The following is a 19,238-nucleotide window of genomic DNA, read 5'->3' as shown; positions in this document are numbered from 1 at the left end:
TCTTACGCCGGAATTTTGACGATTACCCGCAGTCCGCCCAAGGGGCTGTCATCCAGCGAGACGTCGCCGCCATGGCTGCGGGCGATGTCGCGGACGATGGAGAGGCCAAGTCCCGTACCCGAAGCGTTGAGGTTGCGCGCCTCATCCAGCCGGAAGAACGGCTTGAAGACATCCTCTCGAGAAGCTTCCGGAATACCCGGGCCATCATCATCGAAGGTCATGATGATGGAGCGCGGCGCCTTGCGGATATCGATGTGCAGATTGGTCGCATAACGCCGGGCATTCTCCGCCAGATTGGCGACGAGGCGGGAAAGAGCATTCGGGCGCGCGATGATGCGCTCGATATTATAAAGCTCGTAGCTGAATTTCTTGCCGTGAAGCTCGAAATCATGGCCGATCTTCTCCAGAAGTGCGGGAAGCTCGAGCGTGCCGACATCCTCTTCGACATCGGTGCGGGCAAAGGTCAGATAGGCCTCCAGCATCGACTGCATGTCCTCGACATCCTTGTCCAGCCCTTCAAGGTCCGGATTGTCGCCCGCCAGAGCCAGTTGCAGCTTGAAACGGGTGAGGATGGTGCGCAGATCGTGGCTGACGCCGTTGAGCATGGCGGTGCGCTGTTCCATCTGCCGCTCGATGCGTTCGCGCATCAGGATGAAGGCGAGACCCGCCCGCCGGACTTCATCTGCGCCACGGGGAGAATAGGCTGTGAGTTTCTGGCCGCGGCCGAAATTTTCTGCCGCTTTGGCAAGCGCTTCGATGGGCTTGATCTGCCCGCGCAGGAAGAGGATCGAGATTGCAATCAGCACCAGCGATGCGCCGACCATCCAGACGAGGAAGATATGGGTATTTGAGGCATAGGCCGCGCTGCGGCTGGTAAAGACGCGCAGGGTCTTGTCGTCCAGCTGGACGCGGATTTCGACCAGCGAGCCGTTGCCATAGGTGTCGATCCAGAATGGCCTGCCGATCTGCTGGCGCAACTGATCGGCCAGAATTCTGTCGAGGATCGAAAACAGCGGCTCGGGCCTCGGCGCGGGCAGGTCTGCCTTCGGTTCGATATAGACGCTGAGATCCAGCTTCTCGCGGGCAATGCGGATGACACGCTGGTAGTCATCTTCCTCGGGGTCGGTTTGCAGCAGCTCGATGATCGCGGCAATATCGCGCGTCACGGCGGCGGAAAGACGCTCCGTCACCAGCTGCCAGTGGCGTTCCATGAAGACGGCGGCGACCACGCCCTGAAGCAGGATCATCGGCAAAATGATGATCAGCAGCGAACGTGTGTAAAGCCCGGTGGGCAGCCAATGGCGCAGCCCTCTGGCAAACGAGCGCCAGGTCTTTGCTATGCCGCTTTTTTTGACCGTATTGAGAAAATCGAGGCTCGCCATGGCCGTGCGCCCGCCTTTCGTTTGTCCTTGTCAGTCCACGCTTAGCCGGTAGCCGATGCCGCGCACCGTCTGCAGATAGACCGGATTGGCAGGGTCGTCCTCGATCTTGCGGCGAAGACGGTTGATCTGCACGTCGATGGTTCTTTCGCCCACTTCCGATTCCGCCTCGACCAGTTCATGCCGTGGAATGGTGTCGCCGGCGCGGAGCGCAAAAAGCAGCATGATCTCCTGCTCGCGGTCCGTCAGGCGGATGGTTTCGGGGCCGCGGCGCAATTCCCTTTTGGGAATGGAGAAGCTGTAGGGGCCGAACATGATCTGCTCGATCTTCGGGGTATCCGGCGAGGTGTTGCGCCGCAGGATGTTGTTGATGCGTAGCACGAGTTCGCGCGGATCAAAGGGTTTGGCGAGATAGTCATCCGCCCCGGCCTCCAGCCCCTCGATGCGGGAATCCGCTTCCGAGCGGGCGGTCAGCAGAATGACCGGCACGGATTTGTCCTCGTTCAGCGAGCGGGTGAGCGAAAGTCCGTTTTCTCCCGGCATCATCACGTCAAGGATGAGCAGGTCGAAGCGGATGCCGATCATCTTGCGCCGGGCTTCGGCCGCATCCCCAGCGACGGAAATGCGGTATCCCTTCTCACCCAGAAAGCGCTGGAGAAGGTTGCGAATGCGGGCGTCGTCGTCAACGATGAGAAGGTGGGCGGCGTCATCATCCGCCGGCGGGCGCTTTGTCGTTGCTGTCGCCATCGTCAGTCGCCTTCCCCTGTTGTCGGGCTGCGCATCTGCGCCAGGAATTTCCGCACGCAGGCGCGGGCATCGGGACCAAGGCCCTCCAGCGCACGATCAATACGCCGCGATTGCGGTTCGCTCAGCGCCAGGGCCAGTTCGCGGCCGGTCAGTGTCGGATAAAGCCGGCGCTGGCGGCGGTCTTCGGGGCCGGCCATCTGGCGGATGTAACCGTCATCGATCAGTTGCTTCAGCACGCGGGCGAGGCTCTGTTTGGTAATCTGCAGCGTGTCGAGCAGATCCGCCACCGTCATGCCCGGCTGCCGGCTGACGAAATAGACTACCCGGTGATGGGCGCGGCCATATTCCAGCTTCGACAGGATGACATCAGGGTCGGAGACGAAATCGCGATAGGCAAAAAACAACGCCTCGATCGTATCGAAGTCAATCTTGCCGTCGTCAACCTTCGGGAGTGCCGGTATTTGTCTCGCGGCGGCGGTTTTGAGCGATTGCGGTGGCACTGCGGTTCCTTCATATCCTGCGGCTGACATACGTCGATGCGCCAATATTCTGTAAACATAGCCGAAAATGCGTCCGCTCGGGAGAATGTCGCCGATCATTTTCTGTTGCGGTGGATAATATGCTGCGGGTGCGGGTGCAACTGGAATCCTGAGTGGCCTTTACCGGAAATAGAAAAGAGCGCGGAAAGCCCGCGCTCTTCAGTTGTTTCATACGATTTAGCCAGGGGTCTACTGGTAGACGTAGACGATCCGGTGGGTTGATGGCTCGACCAGAACCGGCACGTCGTTCACCCGGACATATCGATACTGATAATCGGGAACTTCGACGAGACGGGTATCGGACGGCAGGGTTGTGCCGACGACCACGTCGCCATCAAAGGTGACGGTGTCTGCAGGATGCTCGTCCATGTAGGTGATAACCGCTTCGGGCGGGGTGATGTCGACATCACCGACGCGGCCGAGGTTCGGATCACCGGGATTGGGTTCAGCCTGCACGCTTGCGGTTTTCTCATACGTAACGACAGGCACACTGAGTTCGGTGCGACGGTCTTCGAGAATGACGGGAGAACCCTCATACATGACATTCAGATAATCGGCATGCGCCCAACCTCGCAGGCCATTGACCTCGATGCGGCACCAGCTGCTGCCGTCCATGCAACCATCCAGCACGGCATTGCTGCCACGTGTGGCCAGACCCAGTTCGGGATAGTCTTCGCCGGGGCCTGAACGAACGGAAATGTCCGATGCGGTGGTGGCGACCATGGCGGCGTTTGCATAACCGGCCATCAGGGCGAAAGCGCCGCCAGCCATGAGCATTTTAAGCGTCTTGTCCATGTGTCTCACTCCTTTCAAGACTGGAGCTACAACGTCGGGGCCACCCGGGTGTTCCACATTTTTTGGGAGTACTTCCTGTTTTAAGAAGTAATATACCGATTATCTTATTGAATTTTATCGCAATTTTTAGGGGCGATCTGGCAAAGGAAAAGCCGTATCTTTTCTCCGCCATTGTACTGTGATCGGTCGCAGTCTATACGAGGCGGGATTTTTCGGACAAGGAGACACGGGATATGGGAAAGTTGCAGGCGGGCATTATTCCGGTCACGCCGTTCGAGCAGAACTGCACCATCCTCTTTGATCAGGATACCAAGGAAGGTGTTGTCGTTGATCCCGGCGGCGATGTGGATGTCATCCTTCAGGTCGTCGCTGAAAACGGCATCACGCTCAAGGAGATCTGGCTGACCCATGGACATCTCGACCATGCCGGTGGTGCAGAGGAACTGCGCGCGAAACTCTCGCTGCCGGTCGTCGGTCCGCATGAGGACGACCGGCCGTTGCTGGAGAGGATCGAGGTGCAGGCCGAAAAATACGGTATCGCCGGTCTTCAGAACGTCGTGCCGGACAAATGGCTGAAGGACGGGGACAGGGTATCCTTCGGGGATCATGTCTTTGAGGTCTATCACTGCCCGGGCCATGCCCCCGGCCATGTCATCTATTATAATCGCGACCAGCAATTTGCCCATGTCGGCGATGTGCTGTTTTCCGGGTCGGTGGGACGGACTGATCTGCCCGGCGGGAACCATGAGCAATTGATGGCGTCCATTCGCGACAAGCTTTTGCCGCTCGGCGACGATGTCGGGTTCATCTGCGGCCATGGTCCTGGCGGTCGGCTGGGCGATGAACGCCGCAACAATCCCTATCTTCAGGGGATCTGAGCGCGTTACGCATGGCGTGTGCGCAGGCATAAAAAAACCCGGCATTCCTGCCGGGCTTCAACTAGAAAAGAAAGCCGTTTTAGGGTCAGCCAGCAATCTGCAGATTGACTGCCTTCGGGCCCTTGCCGCGACGATCCGGTTCCGTGTCGAAGCTCACTTTCTGATTTTCTGAAAGTCCGGACAGGCCAGAAGCCTGTACAGCAGAGATGTGAACAAAGATATCAGCGCCACCATTGTCTGGCTTGATGAAGCCGAAGCCTTTGTCTGTATTGAAGAATTTTACGGTGCCAGTTTCGGCCATGCATCAGGTCCTTTTCGCTCTGCCCGCGTTCAGCTACAGGCAGCATTACAGTTTTGCCCCGCGAGGGCGTTGGCAGGCAGTTCTTGACTATTGAGAAAATGGACCTTCGCAGCGGGAAGTAATGGCGTTCTCATCCAACGTTTTTCGTCCCACCGCCCGAGGTTTATAGCGTCCCCAGTGCGCAAAATTATAGGCCTTCCCATGCTCGCAAATTGCCCGAACCGCGGTAGAGTGATGCGTTTATGGAAAATTGGCAAGCAAAAGTTTTCACGGGCTTTTTGTCAGATAAAAAACCTGCGGTAGAATAACGGCGTGCAATCGCACATTTTTTTCGCATAGGCGATATTTGATGAAATAATTGCCGGTTAGGGCGGGCGTTCCCGGCAAAATTTTGGATGCCGAAACGCGTTTTTGACGCGGAGCGAGAAAAAACGGTTCTTTTTGCGTCAGGCCGTTCCAGCCACGGTTTTTTGCCGTTTTCGCGTCAGTTCAGGCACCAGTTCCACGATCAATATGGCGATGAATATGATCAGGCAGCCGACATAACCGGCGCGGGAAATGGTCTCATTCAGGAAAAGCGAGGCCATCAAAGCGCCGAAAAGCGCCTCCGAGGACAGGAATATCGCCGCCTGCGGCGCCGTGGTGTAACGCTGGCCAATGACCTGCAAAACGAAGGCGAGGCCGGAAGATACGAGGCCGACATAGAGGATTTCCGCCAGCGAGGCTTCGATTGCGGCCATGCTGATGGGTTCGAAGGCAATGCCGATCATGCAACTAGGAAGGGAGCAAACCGCGAACTGGGTGCAGGAGAGGGCGAGCGGTCGCCCGCTCTCGGAGACGAAGCGGCCGGCAAGCGTGATCTGGATCGCCCAGAAGAAGGCGCAGATGATGCTGAGAATATCCCCCCTTGTCAGCGCCTCGAATGCGCCGCCGGACAGGAGGAAGATGCCGCCGAGCATCATCAGCGCGCAGGGCCAGACGATCCAATGGGGATGCCGCCGGTAAAGCACGACAGCGATCACGGGCACGAAGATGACGTAAAGCCCGGTCAGGAAGCTGGAATTTGTGACGGTCGTGGTCAAAAGCCCGACCTGCTGGGTGGTGGCGCCGCCGAACAGGGCAAGTCCCACCAGGATATAACTGCCGATTTCCTTGCGGCGCGGCGGTGATTTCTTCGACCGGGTTTCCATCATGGCGAAGGGCAGCACGGCGATTGCGGCAATGGCGAAGCGCAGACCGACGAACCAGAAAGGGCCAATGGAGGCCATGGCGGAGGACTGCGCGACAAAGCCGCCTCCCCAGATCGCTGCGGCGAGCAGAAGCAGCATATTGGCCTGAATACGCGTCATTGTTGGCACCAGCACACAAGAGGCCGGAAGATCAGTCCATCGCGGCCTTGGCAATTCGGGGATTTTTTGAAATGTCGATCAGACGGTTTCCCGGGTGCTTTAGCAGCAACCTGCCGGTGCCGCAAGCCGGCGAAAGGCGGTCACCGTCAGACGTTGCGACTGCCGTAGCTTGTTGAGCGCCAGCTTATTTGTAGCGGCGGGCCTCGTCCTTGAGACTGCGGCGGGTCAGCGTCAGGCCGCCGATGCCCAGGCCGATGAAGGCCGCAGCCGAGAGGATGATGAGCAGGAAGTGCGGACCCGCCCGCGATGTGGCCGCTTGCGGAATAGACGCGGTGTGCAATGTATCGACGGCTTGGGCCGCCGCATTGGCGGATGTCGCGATACCCGCGGCCATGGTGACGATGACAAGAAAAGCAGCCGCTGCCATCCAGAGGGAAAACAGCGTTCTCTGCGCCCTTAACCTTTCAACGGAAGTCCGGTCGTTGGTAAACATGGCGATTGCCTCTTGTCCCTGTCCATGAAGGATAAAAGAGGCTTCGAAATGGACGGCTTGGAGACCGAATTCTGGCGTTCCGCGGCATTTATTGCGGCAATATTGTGGCAAGTGCGACTACGGGCGGCTGCTTGCCGCAGATAGCCTCAGAGGCCGCGTTTTCCGAAGGTGCGGGTCTGGCGTTGCGGATGCGGCTCAGCAGGGCGCTCTTCGCGCAAAAATGGCGGCGTCGTGCCGTTCCGGTCCGTCCGCGGCGCGGTGTTGAAATAGGCGCTGCCGAGTTCGGGAAAGCGTGCGTCGAAGCTTGTGGGTGCGAGTTCCGGTTTGGCGAGAGCATAACCCTGCATCAGCAGGACGCCGAGGTCCTCACACAGATCGACCTGCCAGCCGCTCTCCAGCCCTTCGAATACCGGTTCTATTCCATCGTCGCGAAACTGGCTGACGATGACCCGCAGAAGGGCGGCTCCTGCGGAATTCTGCATGAAATCGCGCACCCAGCCGGCTTCGAATTTGACATAATCGGGCTTGATGAGCTTTACCCGGTCGATGTCGGAATCACCGGCGCCGTAGTCGTCCAGCGCCACGCGAAAGCCGATGTCATGCATGTGGTAGGCGAAGTCTGCGACCATCTGCGTGTCGGAGGCCTTTTTCTCGGAGATTTCGCAGACAATGCGCTCTGCCGTCATGCCGGCCTCGTGGGCGGCAAGACGCATGCGCTCCACTTCCTGGCGCATCTTGGCCGGGGTCTGGAACAGGCCCGGATGGAAGTTGACGAAGATACGGGCGCGGGAACGGTTGAGCCTGCCGGTATTGAGAATGTGAATTGTGCGCAGGATGCTGTCGATAGTCTCGATATCGTCAGGCTCCACCAGCGAGAAGAATTCGCCTGGCGTCACCGGTTCGCCATTGCGATGGGGCCGCACCAGACCTTCGAAGGAATCGATATCGAGCGCGCCGCTCGGTGTTCGACGGAAAATGGGCTGCAGGGCCGATTTGAGGTTGAATGTTTGGTAGGCCGTGGACCATGTGCCATCGACCTCGCGGACAAGACTGGAAAAGATGCTTTTGGGCGCCATTTTTCAACCAGCTATAGAGACACGACCCCTAGGCTCGCGAATGTAGCGTATCAAGCGTTACTTCCGGGTTAAGGAAGGTTTAAATTCTCTGCTACAGCACATAAGCCGGCTTTTGACCTTGAAAGACGGCCTGTCTTTCGACATAGAAAGTGCCGCAGAAAACAAGTTTTTCAGCTTCTACCGATGTCAACCCCAATAGGACCGATTAAAAATGGCCTTCCTTGCCGACATTCTCTCCCGCGTAAAGCCATCCGCCACCATCGCCGTTACCCAGAAAGCCCGCGAGCTTAAAGCGAAGGGCCGCGATGTGATCAGCCTTGGCGCCGGCGAGCCGGATTTCGATACGCCCGAAAATATCAAGGAAGCGGCCATTGACGCCATCAAGCGCGGCGAAACGAAATACACGCCCGTTTCCGGCATTCCGGAACTGCGCAAGGCTATCGCCGAAAAGTTCAAGCGCGAAAACGGCCTCGACTACAAGCCGGAGCAGACGATTGTCGGCACGGGTGGCAAGCAGATCCTTTTCAACGCCTTCATGGCCACCCTCAACCCGGGTGACGAAGTCGTCATTCCCGCACCTTACTGGGTCAGCTACCCGGAAATGGTGGCGATCTGCGGCGGCACGCCCGTATTCGTCGACACCACGCTTGAAGACAATTTCAAGCTGACGGCGGCAGCGCTGGAAAAGGCGATCACGCCGAAGACGAAGTGGTTCGTCTTCAACTCGCCTTCCAACCCCTCGGGTGCCGCCTATTCGCATGACGAGCTGAAGGCGCTGACGGACGTGCTGGTCAAGCATCCGCATGTCTGGGTGCTGACGGACGACATGTATGAGCACCTGACCTATGGCGACTTCAAATTCGTCACCCCGGTCGAAGTCGAGCCTGCGCTTTATGACCGCACGCTGACGATGAACGGCGTCTCCAAGGCCTATGCCATGACCGGCTGGCGTATCGGCTACGCGGCCGGCCCGCTGCCGCTGATCAAGGCCATGGACATGATCCAGGGCCAGCAGACCTCGGGCGCCAGCTCGATCGCGCAATGGGCGGCTGTTGAAGCGCTGAACGGCACGCAGGATTTCATTCCGACCAACAAGAAGATCTTCGAAGGTCGCCGTGATCTCGTCGTCTCCATGCTCAACCAGGCCAAGGGTATCAATTGCCCGTCACCGGAAGGCGCATTCTACGTCTACCCGTCCTGCGCCGGCCTGATCGGCAAGACCGCGCCATCTGGCAAGGTCATCGAGAGTGATGTGGACTTCGTCTCCGAGCTTCTGGAAGCCGAAGGCGTTGCCGTCGTGCAGGGATCGGCTTTCGGCCTCGGCCCGAACTTCCGCATTTCCTACGCCACGTCGGAAACCCTGCTGGAAGAAGCCTGCAAGCGCATCCAGCGTTTCTGCGCCGATTGCCGCTGATCGGTTGATTTAGTCTTGAAGGAAGCCCGGCAGCGATGCCGGGCTTTTTTGTTTTTGATAGATGCCCGCACATTCTACGTCATCCTCGGGCTTGACCCGAGGATCTACAACCCGGGACGATGGATTCGGGTCAAGCCCGAGGATGACGGAGGAGAGGTTTCGGCGACGCCTTGTTAGATGCTCGAAATCCAGGCGCAACGCTCGTTTTTAAAGCCCCAGAAACAGCAGCATGACGAAGGTGGCGAAGAGGATAAAATGTGTCATTCCCTCGATCGCATTGGTCTCACCGTCGTTGAGATTGATGGCGGCGGCGATGAGGGTGATGAAGACCATGACGGTTTGAACCGGTGTCATCGCCATGATGAAGGGCTGGCCGGTGTAGAGCGCGATGCCCTCCATGACAGGCACTGTGAGAATGACCGTCGACAGCGATGCGCCCATGGCGATGTTGACCACGGCCTGCATGCGATTGCGCAAGGCGGAGCGGAGTGCGGTGAGGATTTCCGGTGATGCCGAGATTGTCGCCACCACGACCGCCATCAGCGCCGGTGGCGCGCTGGTGCCTTCGAGGCTGACGCTCAAAAAGCTCGACATGAATTCCGCCAGCACGCCGATCAGCACCACACCGGCGATGATGAGGCCGATGGAGAGCGGCACGCTGCCTTCGTCTTCTTCCTCGGCATGGCTCTCCGATGGTTGGCCGGCCGGATGCGCCTTGCGGGGATAGGCATAGCTGAAGAAATAGCTGTGCGGACCGACCTGCATTTTCAGGAACAGGGCATAAAGCGCGATCATGGCAACGATGGTGAAGGCGGAATAGACGTGCCAGCTTTCATCGGGAATGAATTCCGGCACTATCATCGAAATGCCCATGGCGGTGAGGATCATCACCCCGTAGGTCTTGCCGGAATCGTCATTATAGGGCTGCTCGCCGTGGCGCAGCCCGCCGAGCAGGGCGGCTAAGCCAAGAATGCCGTTGATGTCGATCATCACGGCGGAATAGATCGTGTCGCGCACCAGTGTCGGTGAGCTGGATTCACTCATGATGATGGCGAGGATCAGCACTTCCACCGCAACTGCCGACAGTGTGAGGATCATCGTGCCATAGGGATCGCCGACCTTGGCGGCGAGGATTTCGGCGTGATGGGCAACCCGCATAGAGACCAGAACGATGAGCCCGATCAGGGCGATCGCGGCAATGAGCGATGCCGTTTTCCCGCCCTCGAATATTGCATGTTCGGCCATATAGGCAACGATTGCCGCCGGTATCGCGAGCAGCAATATGCGCTCCTGCTTCAGAATAGAACCCACCATTGATTTCCCTTCCCCTGACAGCCGCAGGCTGTGACGTATCGTCCCTCAGATCAAGCAGGATTTGCGCTTGAGTGCTTTTGGTAGGATAGTGATGTCGCAGGACATGCTGCTCATGCCGCGGTGTCCCCGTTGGGTGCAATGCTTGAAACGCGGTTGTGGTTGCCATGTCGCCTACTGAAACAGGAGGAACATGCATGACCAAAGTGGTGTATGAAATCGTCGAACATGACGGAGGCTTCGCTTACCGCATGAACGGCGCTTATTCTGAAACCTTCCCTTCCTATGCGGATGCCGTCGAGGCTGCGCGTATCGTTGCCGCTGAACAGCAGGTGGGCGGCGATGACGAGGAAATCAGCTATCAGGACGAACGCGGCCAATGGCATGAAGAATATAGCCAGGGCGGCGACCGGCCGGAAGCTGAAGTCGTGGACAAGACTTTACCGTCGGCCAGACCGTTTTGATGAAAGAGCCGGCATTTCCGGTCAAATCGGCACCACGTTACATGTTCCGCAAGTTGGTTTTACATCATCGCGGACCGAGGTCCGTGCGGCAACCGCTTCCCAATAGTCCTAGCGCCGTTGCGGCGGAGCGCCCGGGTCGGTCTCCTTGAGATGTGCCTTCAGGCCTTCGACGAGGGCGCTGAACACGGCACGGCATCGTGGTGAGGTCTTCAGGTTTTCATGCATCGCCACCCAGGTATGCAGCGGGATGTCGATGTCAGGCAGAACCTGCACCAGTCGCGGGTCCTTGCGCGCAAGGCCGATCTGACAGACGCCGATGCCTGCGCTGGCGCGGATCATGGCAAGCTGGGCAAGATTGCTGTCGGCGCGGATTTCGAAGCAGATATCCTCAATATCGGGTATTTCCGGATCAAGGGCGCGCATCCGCTGGATGGCCGCCCTGATAAAAGGCGTCTTGCGGTCGAAACCGACCATCCGGTGCTCGTTTAATTCTTCCATGACCTTCGGAATCCCGGCTTTCGCCAGATAGTCGCGCGTCGCATGAAAGCCCAGACGGAAATTGCCGATGTAGCGCATGACGATCGCATCCTGCTGCGGTTCGGTCATGCGGATAGCGATATCGGCCTCGCGCCGCAAAAGGTCTTCCAGCGTATCCGATAGCGAAAGCTCGATTTCGAGCCGGGGGTGAATTTCCTGCATGGCCGCGACGATGGGCGGCAGCATTTCCACGCCGATGATGTCAGATGCGCTGATGCGCACCGTGCCTTCGATCTTGCCGACTTCGCCGGATGCCGCACGCATGAGCGCTGCCGCTGTCGCTGCGAGATTTTCCGCATAGGGGCGGAGCGCAAGGGCAGCTTCCGTCGGCATCAACCCGTGCGGTGAGCGGATGAACAGCGGAAAACCGACCGCCTCTTCCAGCGCGCCGATATGGCGCCCTGCAGTCGGCTGAGTGATGCCCAGTTCACGCGCAGCCGCAGACAGCGAGCCGTCACGCAGCACACTGAGGAAGGTGCGGTAAAAATCCCAGCTGACATCCCTGCTCTTGATCATAAATTTTTGTATACCTGCTCCACCCATTTCGACAATTTCGTATATCGCAGGACGGAACGATACTCCAGCCCACAAGAAGGAGTGATGGTGATGATATATGAAAAACACGCAGATACAGCAGAAAATCAGCCTCTGGCGCTGATCGTCGGGGCGAATGGCGGTGTGGGCAGCCATGTGGCAAAGATGCTGTTGCAACGCGGCTGGCGGGTGAGGGCGCTGACGCGCCAGCAGGCACCATCCGGTGCGACGGATGGTATTGAGCGCGTGACCGGCGACGCCATGAACCGGCAGGACGTGGTGGAGGCCGCGAAGGGGGCAATGCTCATCGTCCATGCGGTCAACCCTCCGGGATATCGCAACTGGGACAGGCAGGTACTGCCGATGCTCGACAACACCATCGCGGCGGCTGAGGCTTGCGGGGCGAGGATCGTGTTTCCCGGCAGCGTTTATAATTTCGGGCCGGATGCCTTTCCGCTCCTGACGGAGGACAGCCCGCAAAAGCCTTTCACCCGCAAGGGCACGTTGCGGGTGGAGATGGAGCGGCGGCTGAAGATGGCGTCGATGCGCGGCGTGCCGGTGCTGATTGTCCGCGCCGGGGATTTTTTCGGCCCCGATGCGAAAAATAACTGGTTTTCGCAGATGCTGGTGCGGCCGGGTAAGCCAGTGCGCAGCGTCCAGAACCCTGCGGCGCCCTATGCCGGACATCAATGGGCCTATCTGCCTGACGTGGCGGAAACGATCGGCCGGTTGCTCGACCGTTCGGGCGATCTTCCGGCGTTCGCCGTTTATCACATGGAAGGTTTCTGGGATTTCGACGGGTTACAACTGGTTGCGGCAATCGAGCGGGTCGTTGGCCACCCGGTCAAGATGCGTCGGCTTTTCTGGCCGGGCATAAGGCTGGCCGCACCCTTCGTTCCGCTGTTTCGTGAAGTGCTGGAAATGCGATATCTCTGGCAGATGCCGATCCGCATGAGCAACCGCAAGCTTGCGGATTTTCTCGGCACGGAACCACGGACGCCGATTGATGCAGCCGTCTCGGCGACATTGGCGAGCCTCGGCTGCCTTCAGCAGGTGCCGCAACCGGCGAGCCTCCATCCGGCTGATGCCGGGGGCAGGGTGTGATGGCCACCGCGGCAAATGGGATGTCAGCTCGGCGTCGCGTATTCGCGGTGATTTCGGCAGGGGTGCCGGTGCTGATTTTTGCGCAGGTGCTGCTGGCGGGGTTGTCGATCTATTATGACGGATCGCTGCTTTCGGTGCACAAGGGGCTTGGCATGTTTATCGCCATCCCCATCGCGTCGCTGGTCTTCCTCGCGCTGCGTTATGACGATCTGCGGCCGAACCTCAATCGAGCGCTGGTGCTGCTTGCGCTCTATTGCCTGCAGGTGGCGCTGATGAGCATCGGCCGGGAAACGGGCAATGGCTTTCTGCAGGCGCTGCATGTGGCAAATGCCTTTGTCATGGGGGCGTTTTCCGATTTCGCCGCCCGGCAGGCACGCACCGCATCCTGAAACGGAAAACGCCGCACTGCGGAGAAGCAGTGCGGCGTCTGGTTTTATCAATGATCAGCCGAGCGCCGGATAGTCGGTATAGCCTTCTGCGCCGCCGCCATAGAAGGTCGGCTGGTTCGGCTCATTCAGCGGTGCATCGTTCTTGAAGCGGCGCACCAGGTCCGGATTGGCGATGAAGGCCTTGCCGAAGGCGACAGCATCGACCTTGCCGCTTTCCACGGCTTCAATAGCGCTTGCACGGTCGTAGCCGTTATTGGCGATCCACAGGCCCTTGCCGCCGGCATTGCGATACGCACCCTTGAAGGCGGCGTAATCGAAGGGCTTGTCGCCCTGCTTGAAATCACGCGGGCCACCGGTCGCACCCTCAACGACATGGATGAAGGCGAGATTGCGCTTGCCGAGCTCTTCCGCAACGTAATTGTAAAGCGGCTGCGGATCAGCCTCGAAAATATCGTTGGCGGGTGTGACGGGGGAGAGGCGGATGCCGGTGCGGCCTGCGCCGATTTCTTCCGTAACCGCATCCACCACTTCCAGAAGGAAGCGGGCGCGGTTTTCGATCGAACCACCATAGTCGTCGGTGCGCTGGTTGGTGCTGGATTTCAGGAATTGCTCGATCAGATAACCGTTGGCTGCGTGGATTTCGACGCCGTCGAAACCAGCTTCCAGCGCGGCACGGGCGCCGCTGCGGTAATCCTCAAGGATGAGGCCGATATCGTCGATGGTGAGCGCACGCGGCTCGGAGGTTTCCGCAAAAGCACCGGTGCCGTCATCATTGATGATATAGGTCTTCGATTTGGCCGGGATGGCGGAAGGGGCGACGGGCTGGCCGCCATGCGGCTGCAGCGACGTATGCGAAATGCGGCCCACATGCCAGATCTGCGCAACGATCTTGCCACCGGCCGAATGTACGCCGTCGGTGATCTTCTTCCAGCCTTCGACGGCTTCCTGCTTGTAGAGGCCCGGAACATCCGCATAGCCCTGTCCCTGCTGGGAAATCGGCGTGCCTTCGGTGACGATCAGCCCGGCCGTGGCGCGCTGCTCGTAATAGGTGGCGTTCAGATTGTTGGGAATTGCCCCCGGCGAACGGTTGCGGGTGAGGGGAGCCATGACGATACGATTGGCGAGTGCGATATCGCCGGCCTGTGCCGGTTCGAAAAGACTTGTCATGCGACTTCACTTTCTGGTCGGTTGGCGAAATTGCGCTTAAGGCGCGCTGTCTTTCGGTCTGGGTGCCGGAAGGAGAACCACGTGCTGGTTTCCAGTCCGGCACCCCAGGGCTCAAAGCTTGGGAGGCTCAGAGATTCGCGTGCAGATAATTGCGGAACGCGTCGATGGTTTCCTCGTTGCGTTCGAAAAACACCCATTGCCCGACCTTCTTCGACCTTATCAGGCCGGCTGCCTGCAACACCGCCAGATGCGACGAGACGGTGGATTGTGACAGGCCGCTGATCTGAAACTGGTTGGCGCACACACCCATGCTGAACGGATGGTCCTGACAGAAGTGATTTTCCGGGCACTTCAGCCATTCCAGAAATTTCAGCCTGGCAGGGTGGGAAAGGGCTTTGAGGACTTCCTCCGGGTTCATCGGTGTTTCTCTAATATCTGGCATGAGCGATGCTTATATCGATGGTTTCCGATATACAAATCACGTATCCGTGAGGGCCTGTGGGGATGGCGGGGATGCTTCCCAAAAAAGAAGGCCGCTGGATGTCTCCGCGGCCCGATAAGTTTGAAGGTTAAAACCTCCAGAGGGGAACAGCTGTCGCGTGCCTTACGGGAGCGTGACAGCCAGCTAAAATATGGGAGCGTCAATAATGCAAAACAAGGTTGCATCGTGCGATATTTCGCCAAATTGGGGAAAATTCTTGCGGGTAAAAAAAGAGGGCCGCCGGATAGATCCAGGGCCCTTTAAGTGTGAAGGTCAAAAACCTCCAGAGGGGAACAGCTGATGCGGTGGAACTGGGAGGAAAAGCCACCGTGTGCATCAGCTGAGAGCGATATGGTGCTTTTTTGTGCACGAAACAACTCTTTTTTGTGCAGGTCAGGCATGCGCGCGATGCAGGCCTCGATATTTCCGGTATATTTTATGTGCAATGCTGGTGAGGGCCGCCTGTCGGCAGCCCTCTCATCCGCATTTTCAAGTGTTTGAATTTAAAAGGATATCCAGGTTTTCCGGCTATTTTAACGTCAGAAGTTCCAGTTCCGCGCCTTGGCGACGATGAAATCGCGGAAAGCTTTCAGCTTTGCGGCGTTTTTCATTTCATCGGGATAGCAGAAGTAGGTATCGAATGACGGAATATCTGCGGCCAGCGACAGCTGGATGAGACCAGGATCGCGCCCGACGATGTAGTCGGGCAAACAGGCGATGCCTATTCCCAGCAGGCAGGCGCGTTTGATCGAGGTCTGGCTGTTGATCTGCAGATGCGGGATGCGCGTGTTGTCTGAAGACCGCCCGGCGTTTTCCAGCCAGTTGACATCAAGAAGGTAGTTTGGCGCCGGTTCACCGAAGGAGATGATCCGGTGATTGTCCAGATCCTCGATCGACTGCGGTTCGCCGTGGCGATTGATGTAGGACGGCGCGGCATAGACATGCATGTGCACCGTAAACAGCTTGCGCTGGATAAGGTCCGATTGCTGCGGCTGGCGCAGGCGGATGGCGCAATCGGCGTGGCGCATGTTCACGTCAAGCTCCTCATTGTCGAGGATGAGCTGGATCGACATTTCCGGATAGAGTTGCAGGAACTCCTGCACCTTGTCCGTCAGCCAGCCCTGGCCGAGACCAACCGTCGTCGTCACGCGCAGCTTGCCGCTCGGCTTTTCCGTCGTTTCGGTCAGCTGCATCTTCACCGTTTCGAGCTTCAGCAGCACGTCATGGGCGGTGCGGTACAGCAGCTCGCCCTGTTCGGTGAGGATCAGGCCACGAGCATGACGATGGAACAGCTTGACGCCGACATCCTGCTCCAGCGCGCTGACCTGGCGGCTGATGGCCGACTGGGACAAATGCAGCTTGTCGGCAGCGTGGGTGAAAGACCCTGCTTCGGCTGCGGCATGAAAAATGCGCAGTTTATCCCAGTCCAATGGCATTGCCATGCCTATCCTGCCTTTCGGTTATTCCGCTGCGACCGCGAGCGGTTGTTGCGCGGTGAGATAGCGTTCTGCTTCAAGCGCTGCCATGCAGCCCATGCCGGCGGCGGTGATCGCCTGGCGGTAAATGTCGTCGGTCACGTCACCGGCCGCGAATATCCCTTCGACGTCGGTTGCCGTGGAATCGGGAGCGGTCCACATGTAGCCGTTGTCTTTCAGCTTCACTTTGCCCTTGAACAGTTCAACCGCAGGCGCATGGCCGATGGCGACGAAGACACCGTCGATGGGCGTATCGCTGATGACACCGGTTTTGGTGTCACGCAGTCGCACACCGGAGACGGAGGGCGGCATGGGCGGCTTGGCGGGTGCGCCGGTAATTTCGGCGATTTCCGTGTTCCACAGGATCTTGACGTTTTCCTTGGCAAACAGCCGTTCCTGCAGGATCTTTTCCGAACGGAAGCTGTCGCGGCGATGCACGACTGTCACGGATTTGGCGATATGGGCGAGATAGAGCGCCTCTTCCACGGCGGAGTTGCCGCCACCGACGACGATCACGTCCTTGTTGCGATAGAAGAACCCGTCGCAGGTGGCGCAGGCGGAAACACCGAAACCCTGAAAATGCTGTTCGCTCTCGATACCGAGCCACTTGGCCTTGGCGCCGGTGGCGATGATCAGCGTATCGGCGGTCCAGACCTGACCGGAATCGGTCTTGACCACGAAAGGCCGGGTCGTGGTGTCAACTTCGGTCACGAGGTCGCTGACGATTTCCGCGCCCACATGGGTTGCCTGTTTCAGCATCTGGTCCATCAGCCACGGACCCTGAATCGGATCGGCAAAACCCGGATAGTTTTCGACGTCAGTGGTGATCATCAGCTGGCCACCCTGTTCCATGCCGGCAATCAGCACCGGCTTCAGCATTGCGCGGGCCGCGTAGATGGCCGCCGTATAGCCGGCGGGACCGGAGCCGATGATCAATACCTTCGTGTGGCGGGCAGACATGGAAACATTCCTTCTCAATAGCAGGGTCTTCGCTCAAGGGCCTTCCAGCCGTGGACGGCGGACGGGCCACAACCCCTTCGTTGGCAGGTATTTAAGGTTGTCTAGTGTCTTTATTCAAGGGCAGCCTTGCGTTACCAACAAGGCAGTTGTGGATGCGCGCGCAATTTTGTAACCGGCCGGCGGCATATTGTTGCGAATCCCGTGCCGAATAGTACAAGGAACTTCTACGGCTTAACGAGGAACTTCTCCGTGACCAGCGTCGAACTCGATGCCATCGATCTGAAAATCCTGCGCGAATTGCAGCGCGACGGGCGCATGACCAATGTGGAACTGGCCGAAAGGGTTGGTATTTCCGCGCCGCCATGCCTCAGGCGTGTCCGCAAGCTCGAAGAAGCGGGTGTGATCGAGGGTTATCACGCCATGTTGAACGCGCCGAAGCTCGGTTTTGATCTCGTCGCCTTCTGCATGGTTGGCCTCAAGCGCCAGTCGGACAGCAATCTGAAGGCTTTCGCTGCCGCGACGGGCGGCTGGTCGCTGGTGCGGCAGGCATGGATGGTGTCAGGCGAAAGCGATTTCCTGTTGCATTGTGTTGCCAGAAACCTCACCGAGTTTCAGGATTTCGTCATCGAAGTTCTGACGGCTGACGAAAATGTCGACACGGTTCGCACCATGCTCACCATCCGTCAGGTCAAGCGCGTCGGCCTCGTGGAAATCTGAACGGCAGATTTGCAGTTGCTTTGCTAGGCGTTATGCGCGCCTTAGCGTGTCATAGACCGCACCGAGACTTGTCGCCTCTTTTTCCAGCGGGAATGTGGTGCGCACATGCGCAAGCCCGGCCAGCGCATGGTTTTTGGCCAGAGCCGGGTCGGCAAGATAGGGCTTTATCGCATCCACGAGTGCTGCGTAGTCACCCGCTTCGACCACCATGCCGGTCTTTCCCTTGACGATCATTTCCTCGTAAGCGCCGGCATTGCTGGCAACGACTGATGTTTCCGACGCCATCGCCTCGAGCGGTGTCAGGCCGAAACCCTCGTTTCGCGACGGTGCAACATAAAGCGTCAGCCGTCTGTACCAGGGTTTGATATCATCGACTTCGCCCTGAAACACGATCCGGTCGGAAAGGCCGGCTGCGGTAACATCGGCTTTGAGCGTGTCACCAAAGGCCTTGTGTTCCGCCGTCACGCGGCCGGAAACCACGGCCGTCCATTCAGGGTGTGCGGGCAGAAGCTCGATCATGGCGCGCACGAAGAGATCGGTGCCCTTCTGGTGGCGCACCCGCCCAAAACAGCCGATCAGATAGTGTCCCGGCAGGCCGGTTGAGGCGATCGTGTCCTCGGGGCCTTCCGCCGGATGAAACAGATCGGTGTCGACGCCATGCATCACGACGCTGTGGGGAACTTCAAGAAAAGAGCCGGAACGGCCGCTGGTTGCCACCACGGCATCCATCTTCGAAATCAGGAAACGCGTATAGGCGGAATGTCGCCTTTGCGCGGCCGAGGTGAAGAGCAGCTTTACCTTCATGCGCAGCACATCGCGCATGAAAATGCCCGGCAGCATTTCAAGATTGCGGCGGGCGTGCCAGATGCGGGGGCCGCCGAACGGCCCGTTTTGCCAGAGGCGCCACAGATCGCGGAAGCGCACATGCGGCAGATGCGGCGGCAGGCCGGGACCGATGACGGCCACCTTCTGTCCCAGCCGGTTCTGCACCGGAATGAGCTGAACGATGGTGGAGGTGACGCCGGAGAGCCTGCGCTTGAAGTTCGGTGCAAGCACCTGCACATCTTTCAGACTGACGTGGGACAAGATGGGCTTCCGTCTCTGCGGCTGGTTTGGCGGTTTGATACG

At 58.7% G+C, this 19,238-nt stretch carries 21 protein-coding genes; 6 read left to right on the top strand and 15 right to left on the bottom strand.

The window, feature by feature from the left end; all coding sequences use genetic code 11:
- Window positions 1–2 precede the first annotated feature (2 nt).
- The 4 genes from EXN68_RS08145 to EXN68_RS08125 form a co-directional block, all read right to left on the bottom strand.
- Entirely contained in the window at window positions 3–1,382 is a 1,380-nt protein-coding gene (locus tag EXN68_RS08145) for an ATP-binding protein (RefSeq protein ID WP_142840354.1), read from the bottom strand.
- Between the two features lie 30 nt (window positions 1,383–1,412).
- Complete coding sequence (locus EXN68_RS08140; RefSeq protein WP_142840353.1) at window positions 1,413–2,126, bottom strand: response regulator; 714 nt, start codon at window positions 2,124–2,126, stop codon at window positions 1,413–1,415.
- A gap of 2 nt (window positions 2,127–2,128) precedes the next feature.
- The gene (locus tag EXN68_RS08135; RefSeq protein ID WP_161991242.1) at window positions 2,129–2,656 is read right to left on the bottom strand and encodes a MarR family winged helix-turn-helix transcriptional regulator; all 528 of its coding nucleotides are present in this window, start codon (window positions 2,654–2,656) and stop codon (window positions 2,129–2,131) included.
- A gap of 198 nt (window positions 2,657–2,854) precedes the next feature.
- Window positions 2,855–3,460 (bottom strand): DUF1236 domain-containing protein, encoded by a 606-nt coding sequence (locus tag EXN68_RS08125; protein WP_142840350.1) that lies wholly within the window; start codon window positions 3,458–3,460, stop codon window positions 2,855–2,857.
- A gap of 233 nt (window positions 3,461–3,693) precedes the next feature.
- On the opposite strand from EXN68_RS08125, the gene EXN68_RS08120 reads away from it, so the two are divergent.
- Window positions 3,694–4,338 carry an MBL fold metallo-hydrolase gene (locus EXN68_RS08120; RefSeq protein WP_142840349.1) on the top strand — a complete coding sequence of 215 codons (645 nt, stop codon included), beginning with the start codon at window positions 3,694–3,696 and terminating at the stop codon, window positions 4,336–4,338.
- Window positions 4,339–4,423: 85 nt separating this feature from the next.
- Here the strand turns inward: EXN68_RS08120 and EXN68_RS08115 are convergent, their stop codons facing one another.
- The 4 genes from EXN68_RS08115 to EXN68_RS08100 all read right to left on the bottom strand — a co-directional run bounded on the left by EXN68_RS08115 (window position 4,424) and on the right by EXN68_RS08100 (window position 7,557).
- The gene (locus EXN68_RS08115; protein WP_003494703.1) at window positions 4,424–4,639 is read right to left on the bottom strand and encodes a cold-shock protein; all 216 of its coding nucleotides are present in this window, start codon (window positions 4,637–4,639) and stop codon (window positions 4,424–4,426) included.
- Between the two features lie 446 nt (window positions 4,640–5,085).
- Window positions 5,086–5,988: a DMT family transporter gene (locus EXN68_RS08110; RefSeq protein WP_142840348.1), complete on the bottom strand. Its 903-nt coding sequence runs from the start codon at window positions 5,986–5,988 to the stop codon at window positions 5,086–5,088.
- Between the two features lie 184 nt (window positions 5,989–6,172).
- Window positions 6,173–6,481 carry a hypothetical protein gene (locus tag EXN68_RS08105; RefSeq protein ID WP_142840347.1) on the bottom strand — a complete coding sequence of 103 codons (309 nt, stop codon included), beginning with the start codon at window positions 6,479–6,481 and terminating at the stop codon, window positions 6,173–6,175.
- Window positions 6,482–6,627: 146 nt separating this feature from the next.
- Entirely contained in the window at window positions 6,628–7,557 is a 930-nt protein-coding gene (locus EXN68_RS08100) for an EAL domain-containing protein (protein WP_142840346.1), read from the bottom strand.
- Between the two features lie 211 nt (window positions 7,558–7,768).
- On the opposite strand from EXN68_RS08100, the gene EXN68_RS08095 reads away from it, so the two are divergent.
- Window positions 7,769–8,971: a pyridoxal phosphate-dependent aminotransferase gene (locus tag EXN68_RS08095; protein ID WP_142840345.1), complete on the top strand. Its 1,203-nt coding sequence runs from the start codon at window positions 7,769–7,771 to the stop codon at window positions 8,969–8,971.
- A gap of 207 nt (window positions 8,972–9,178) precedes the next feature.
- Here the strand turns inward: EXN68_RS08095 and EXN68_RS08090 are convergent, their stop codons facing one another.
- Window positions 9,179–10,285 carry a calcium:cation antiporter gene (locus tag EXN68_RS08090; protein WP_142840344.1) on the bottom strand — a complete coding sequence of 369 codons (1,107 nt, stop codon included), beginning with the start codon at window positions 10,283–10,285 and terminating at the stop codon, window positions 9,179–9,181.
- Window positions 10,286–10,479: 194 nt separating this feature from the next.
- Here EXN68_RS08090 and EXN68_RS08080 point away from each other — a divergent pair, with 194 nt between their 5' ends.
- A complete protein-coding gene (locus tag EXN68_RS08080; protein ID WP_142840343.1) occupies window positions 10,480–10,746 on the top strand; it encodes a DUF2188 domain-containing protein in 267 nt (88 codons plus the stop codon).
- Between the two features lie 108 nt (window positions 10,747–10,854).
- On the opposite strand, the gene EXN68_RS08075 is transcribed toward EXN68_RS08080, so the two are convergent.
- Window positions 10,855–11,799: a LysR family transcriptional regulator gene (locus EXN68_RS08075; RefSeq protein ID WP_142840342.1), complete on the bottom strand. Its 945-nt coding sequence runs from the start codon at window positions 11,797–11,799 to the stop codon at window positions 10,855–10,857.
- A gap of 90 nt (window positions 11,800–11,889) precedes the next feature.
- On the opposite strand from EXN68_RS08075, the gene EXN68_RS08070 reads away from it, so the two are divergent.
- Window positions 11,890–12,921: an NAD-dependent epimerase/dehydratase family protein gene (locus EXN68_RS08070; protein WP_142840341.1), complete on the top strand. Its 1,032-nt coding sequence runs from the start codon at window positions 11,890–11,892 to the stop codon at window positions 12,919–12,921.
- Window positions 12,921–13,310: a DUF6220 domain-containing protein gene (locus tag EXN68_RS08065; protein ID WP_142840340.1), complete on the top strand. Its 390-nt coding sequence runs from the start codon at window positions 12,921–12,923 to the stop codon at window positions 13,308–13,310. Before EXN68_RS08070 ends, EXN68_RS08065 begins: the two co-directional genes overlap by 1 nt.
- A 54-nt stretch (window positions 13,311–13,364) precedes the next feature.
- Here EXN68_RS08065 and EXN68_RS08060 read toward each other — a convergent pair whose 3' ends face one another.
- From EXN68_RS08060 to trxB, 4 genes are all read right to left on the bottom strand, one after another.
- Complete coding sequence (locus EXN68_RS08060) at window positions 13,365–14,477, bottom strand: alkene reductase (RefSeq protein WP_142840339.1); 1,113 nt, start codon at window positions 14,475–14,477, stop codon at window positions 13,365–13,367.
- Window positions 14,478–14,604: 127 nt separating this feature from the next.
- Window positions 14,605–14,895 carry an ArsR/SmtB family transcription factor gene (locus tag EXN68_RS08055; RefSeq protein WP_142840681.1) on the bottom strand — a complete coding sequence of 97 codons (291 nt, stop codon included), beginning with the start codon at window positions 14,893–14,895 and terminating at the stop codon, window positions 14,605–14,607.
- Between the two features lie 602 nt (window positions 14,896–15,497).
- A complete protein-coding gene (locus tag EXN68_RS08050) occupies window positions 15,498–16,394 on the bottom strand; it encodes a LysR family transcriptional regulator VtlR (protein ID WP_046798419.1) in 897 nt (298 codons plus the stop codon).
- 24 nt (window positions 16,395–16,418) lie between these two features.
- Window positions 16,419–17,393, bottom strand: a complete 975-nt coding sequence (trxB, locus tag EXN68_RS08045; RefSeq protein WP_052818057.1) for a thioredoxin-disulfide reductase — start codon at window positions 17,391–17,393, stop codon at window positions 16,419–16,421.
- Window positions 17,394–17,642: 249 nt separating this feature from the next.
- On the opposite strand from trxB, the gene EXN68_RS08040 reads away from it, so the two are divergent.
- Entirely contained in the window at window positions 17,643–18,110 is a 468-nt protein-coding gene (locus EXN68_RS08040; RefSeq protein ID WP_161991241.1) for an Lrp/AsnC family transcriptional regulator, read from the top strand.
- A 30-nt stretch (window positions 18,111–18,140) separates the two neighbouring features.
- Here the strand turns inward: EXN68_RS08040 and EXN68_RS08035 are convergent, their stop codons facing one another.
- Entirely contained in the window at window positions 18,141–19,196 is a 1,056-nt protein-coding gene (locus tag EXN68_RS08035; RefSeq protein ID WP_142840337.1) for a glycosyltransferase family 4 protein, read from the bottom strand.
- Between the last annotated feature and the right edge of the window lie 42 nt (window positions 19,197–19,238).

Origin of the sequence: Martinezella rhizogenes (assembly GCF_007002745.1) — a bacterium.
Taxonomy (GTDB): Bacteria; Pseudomonadota; Alphaproteobacteria; order Rhizobiales; family Rhizobiaceae; genus Agrobacterium; species Agrobacterium cucumeris.
This window is presented reverse-complemented; position numbering and strand designations above follow the sequence as displayed.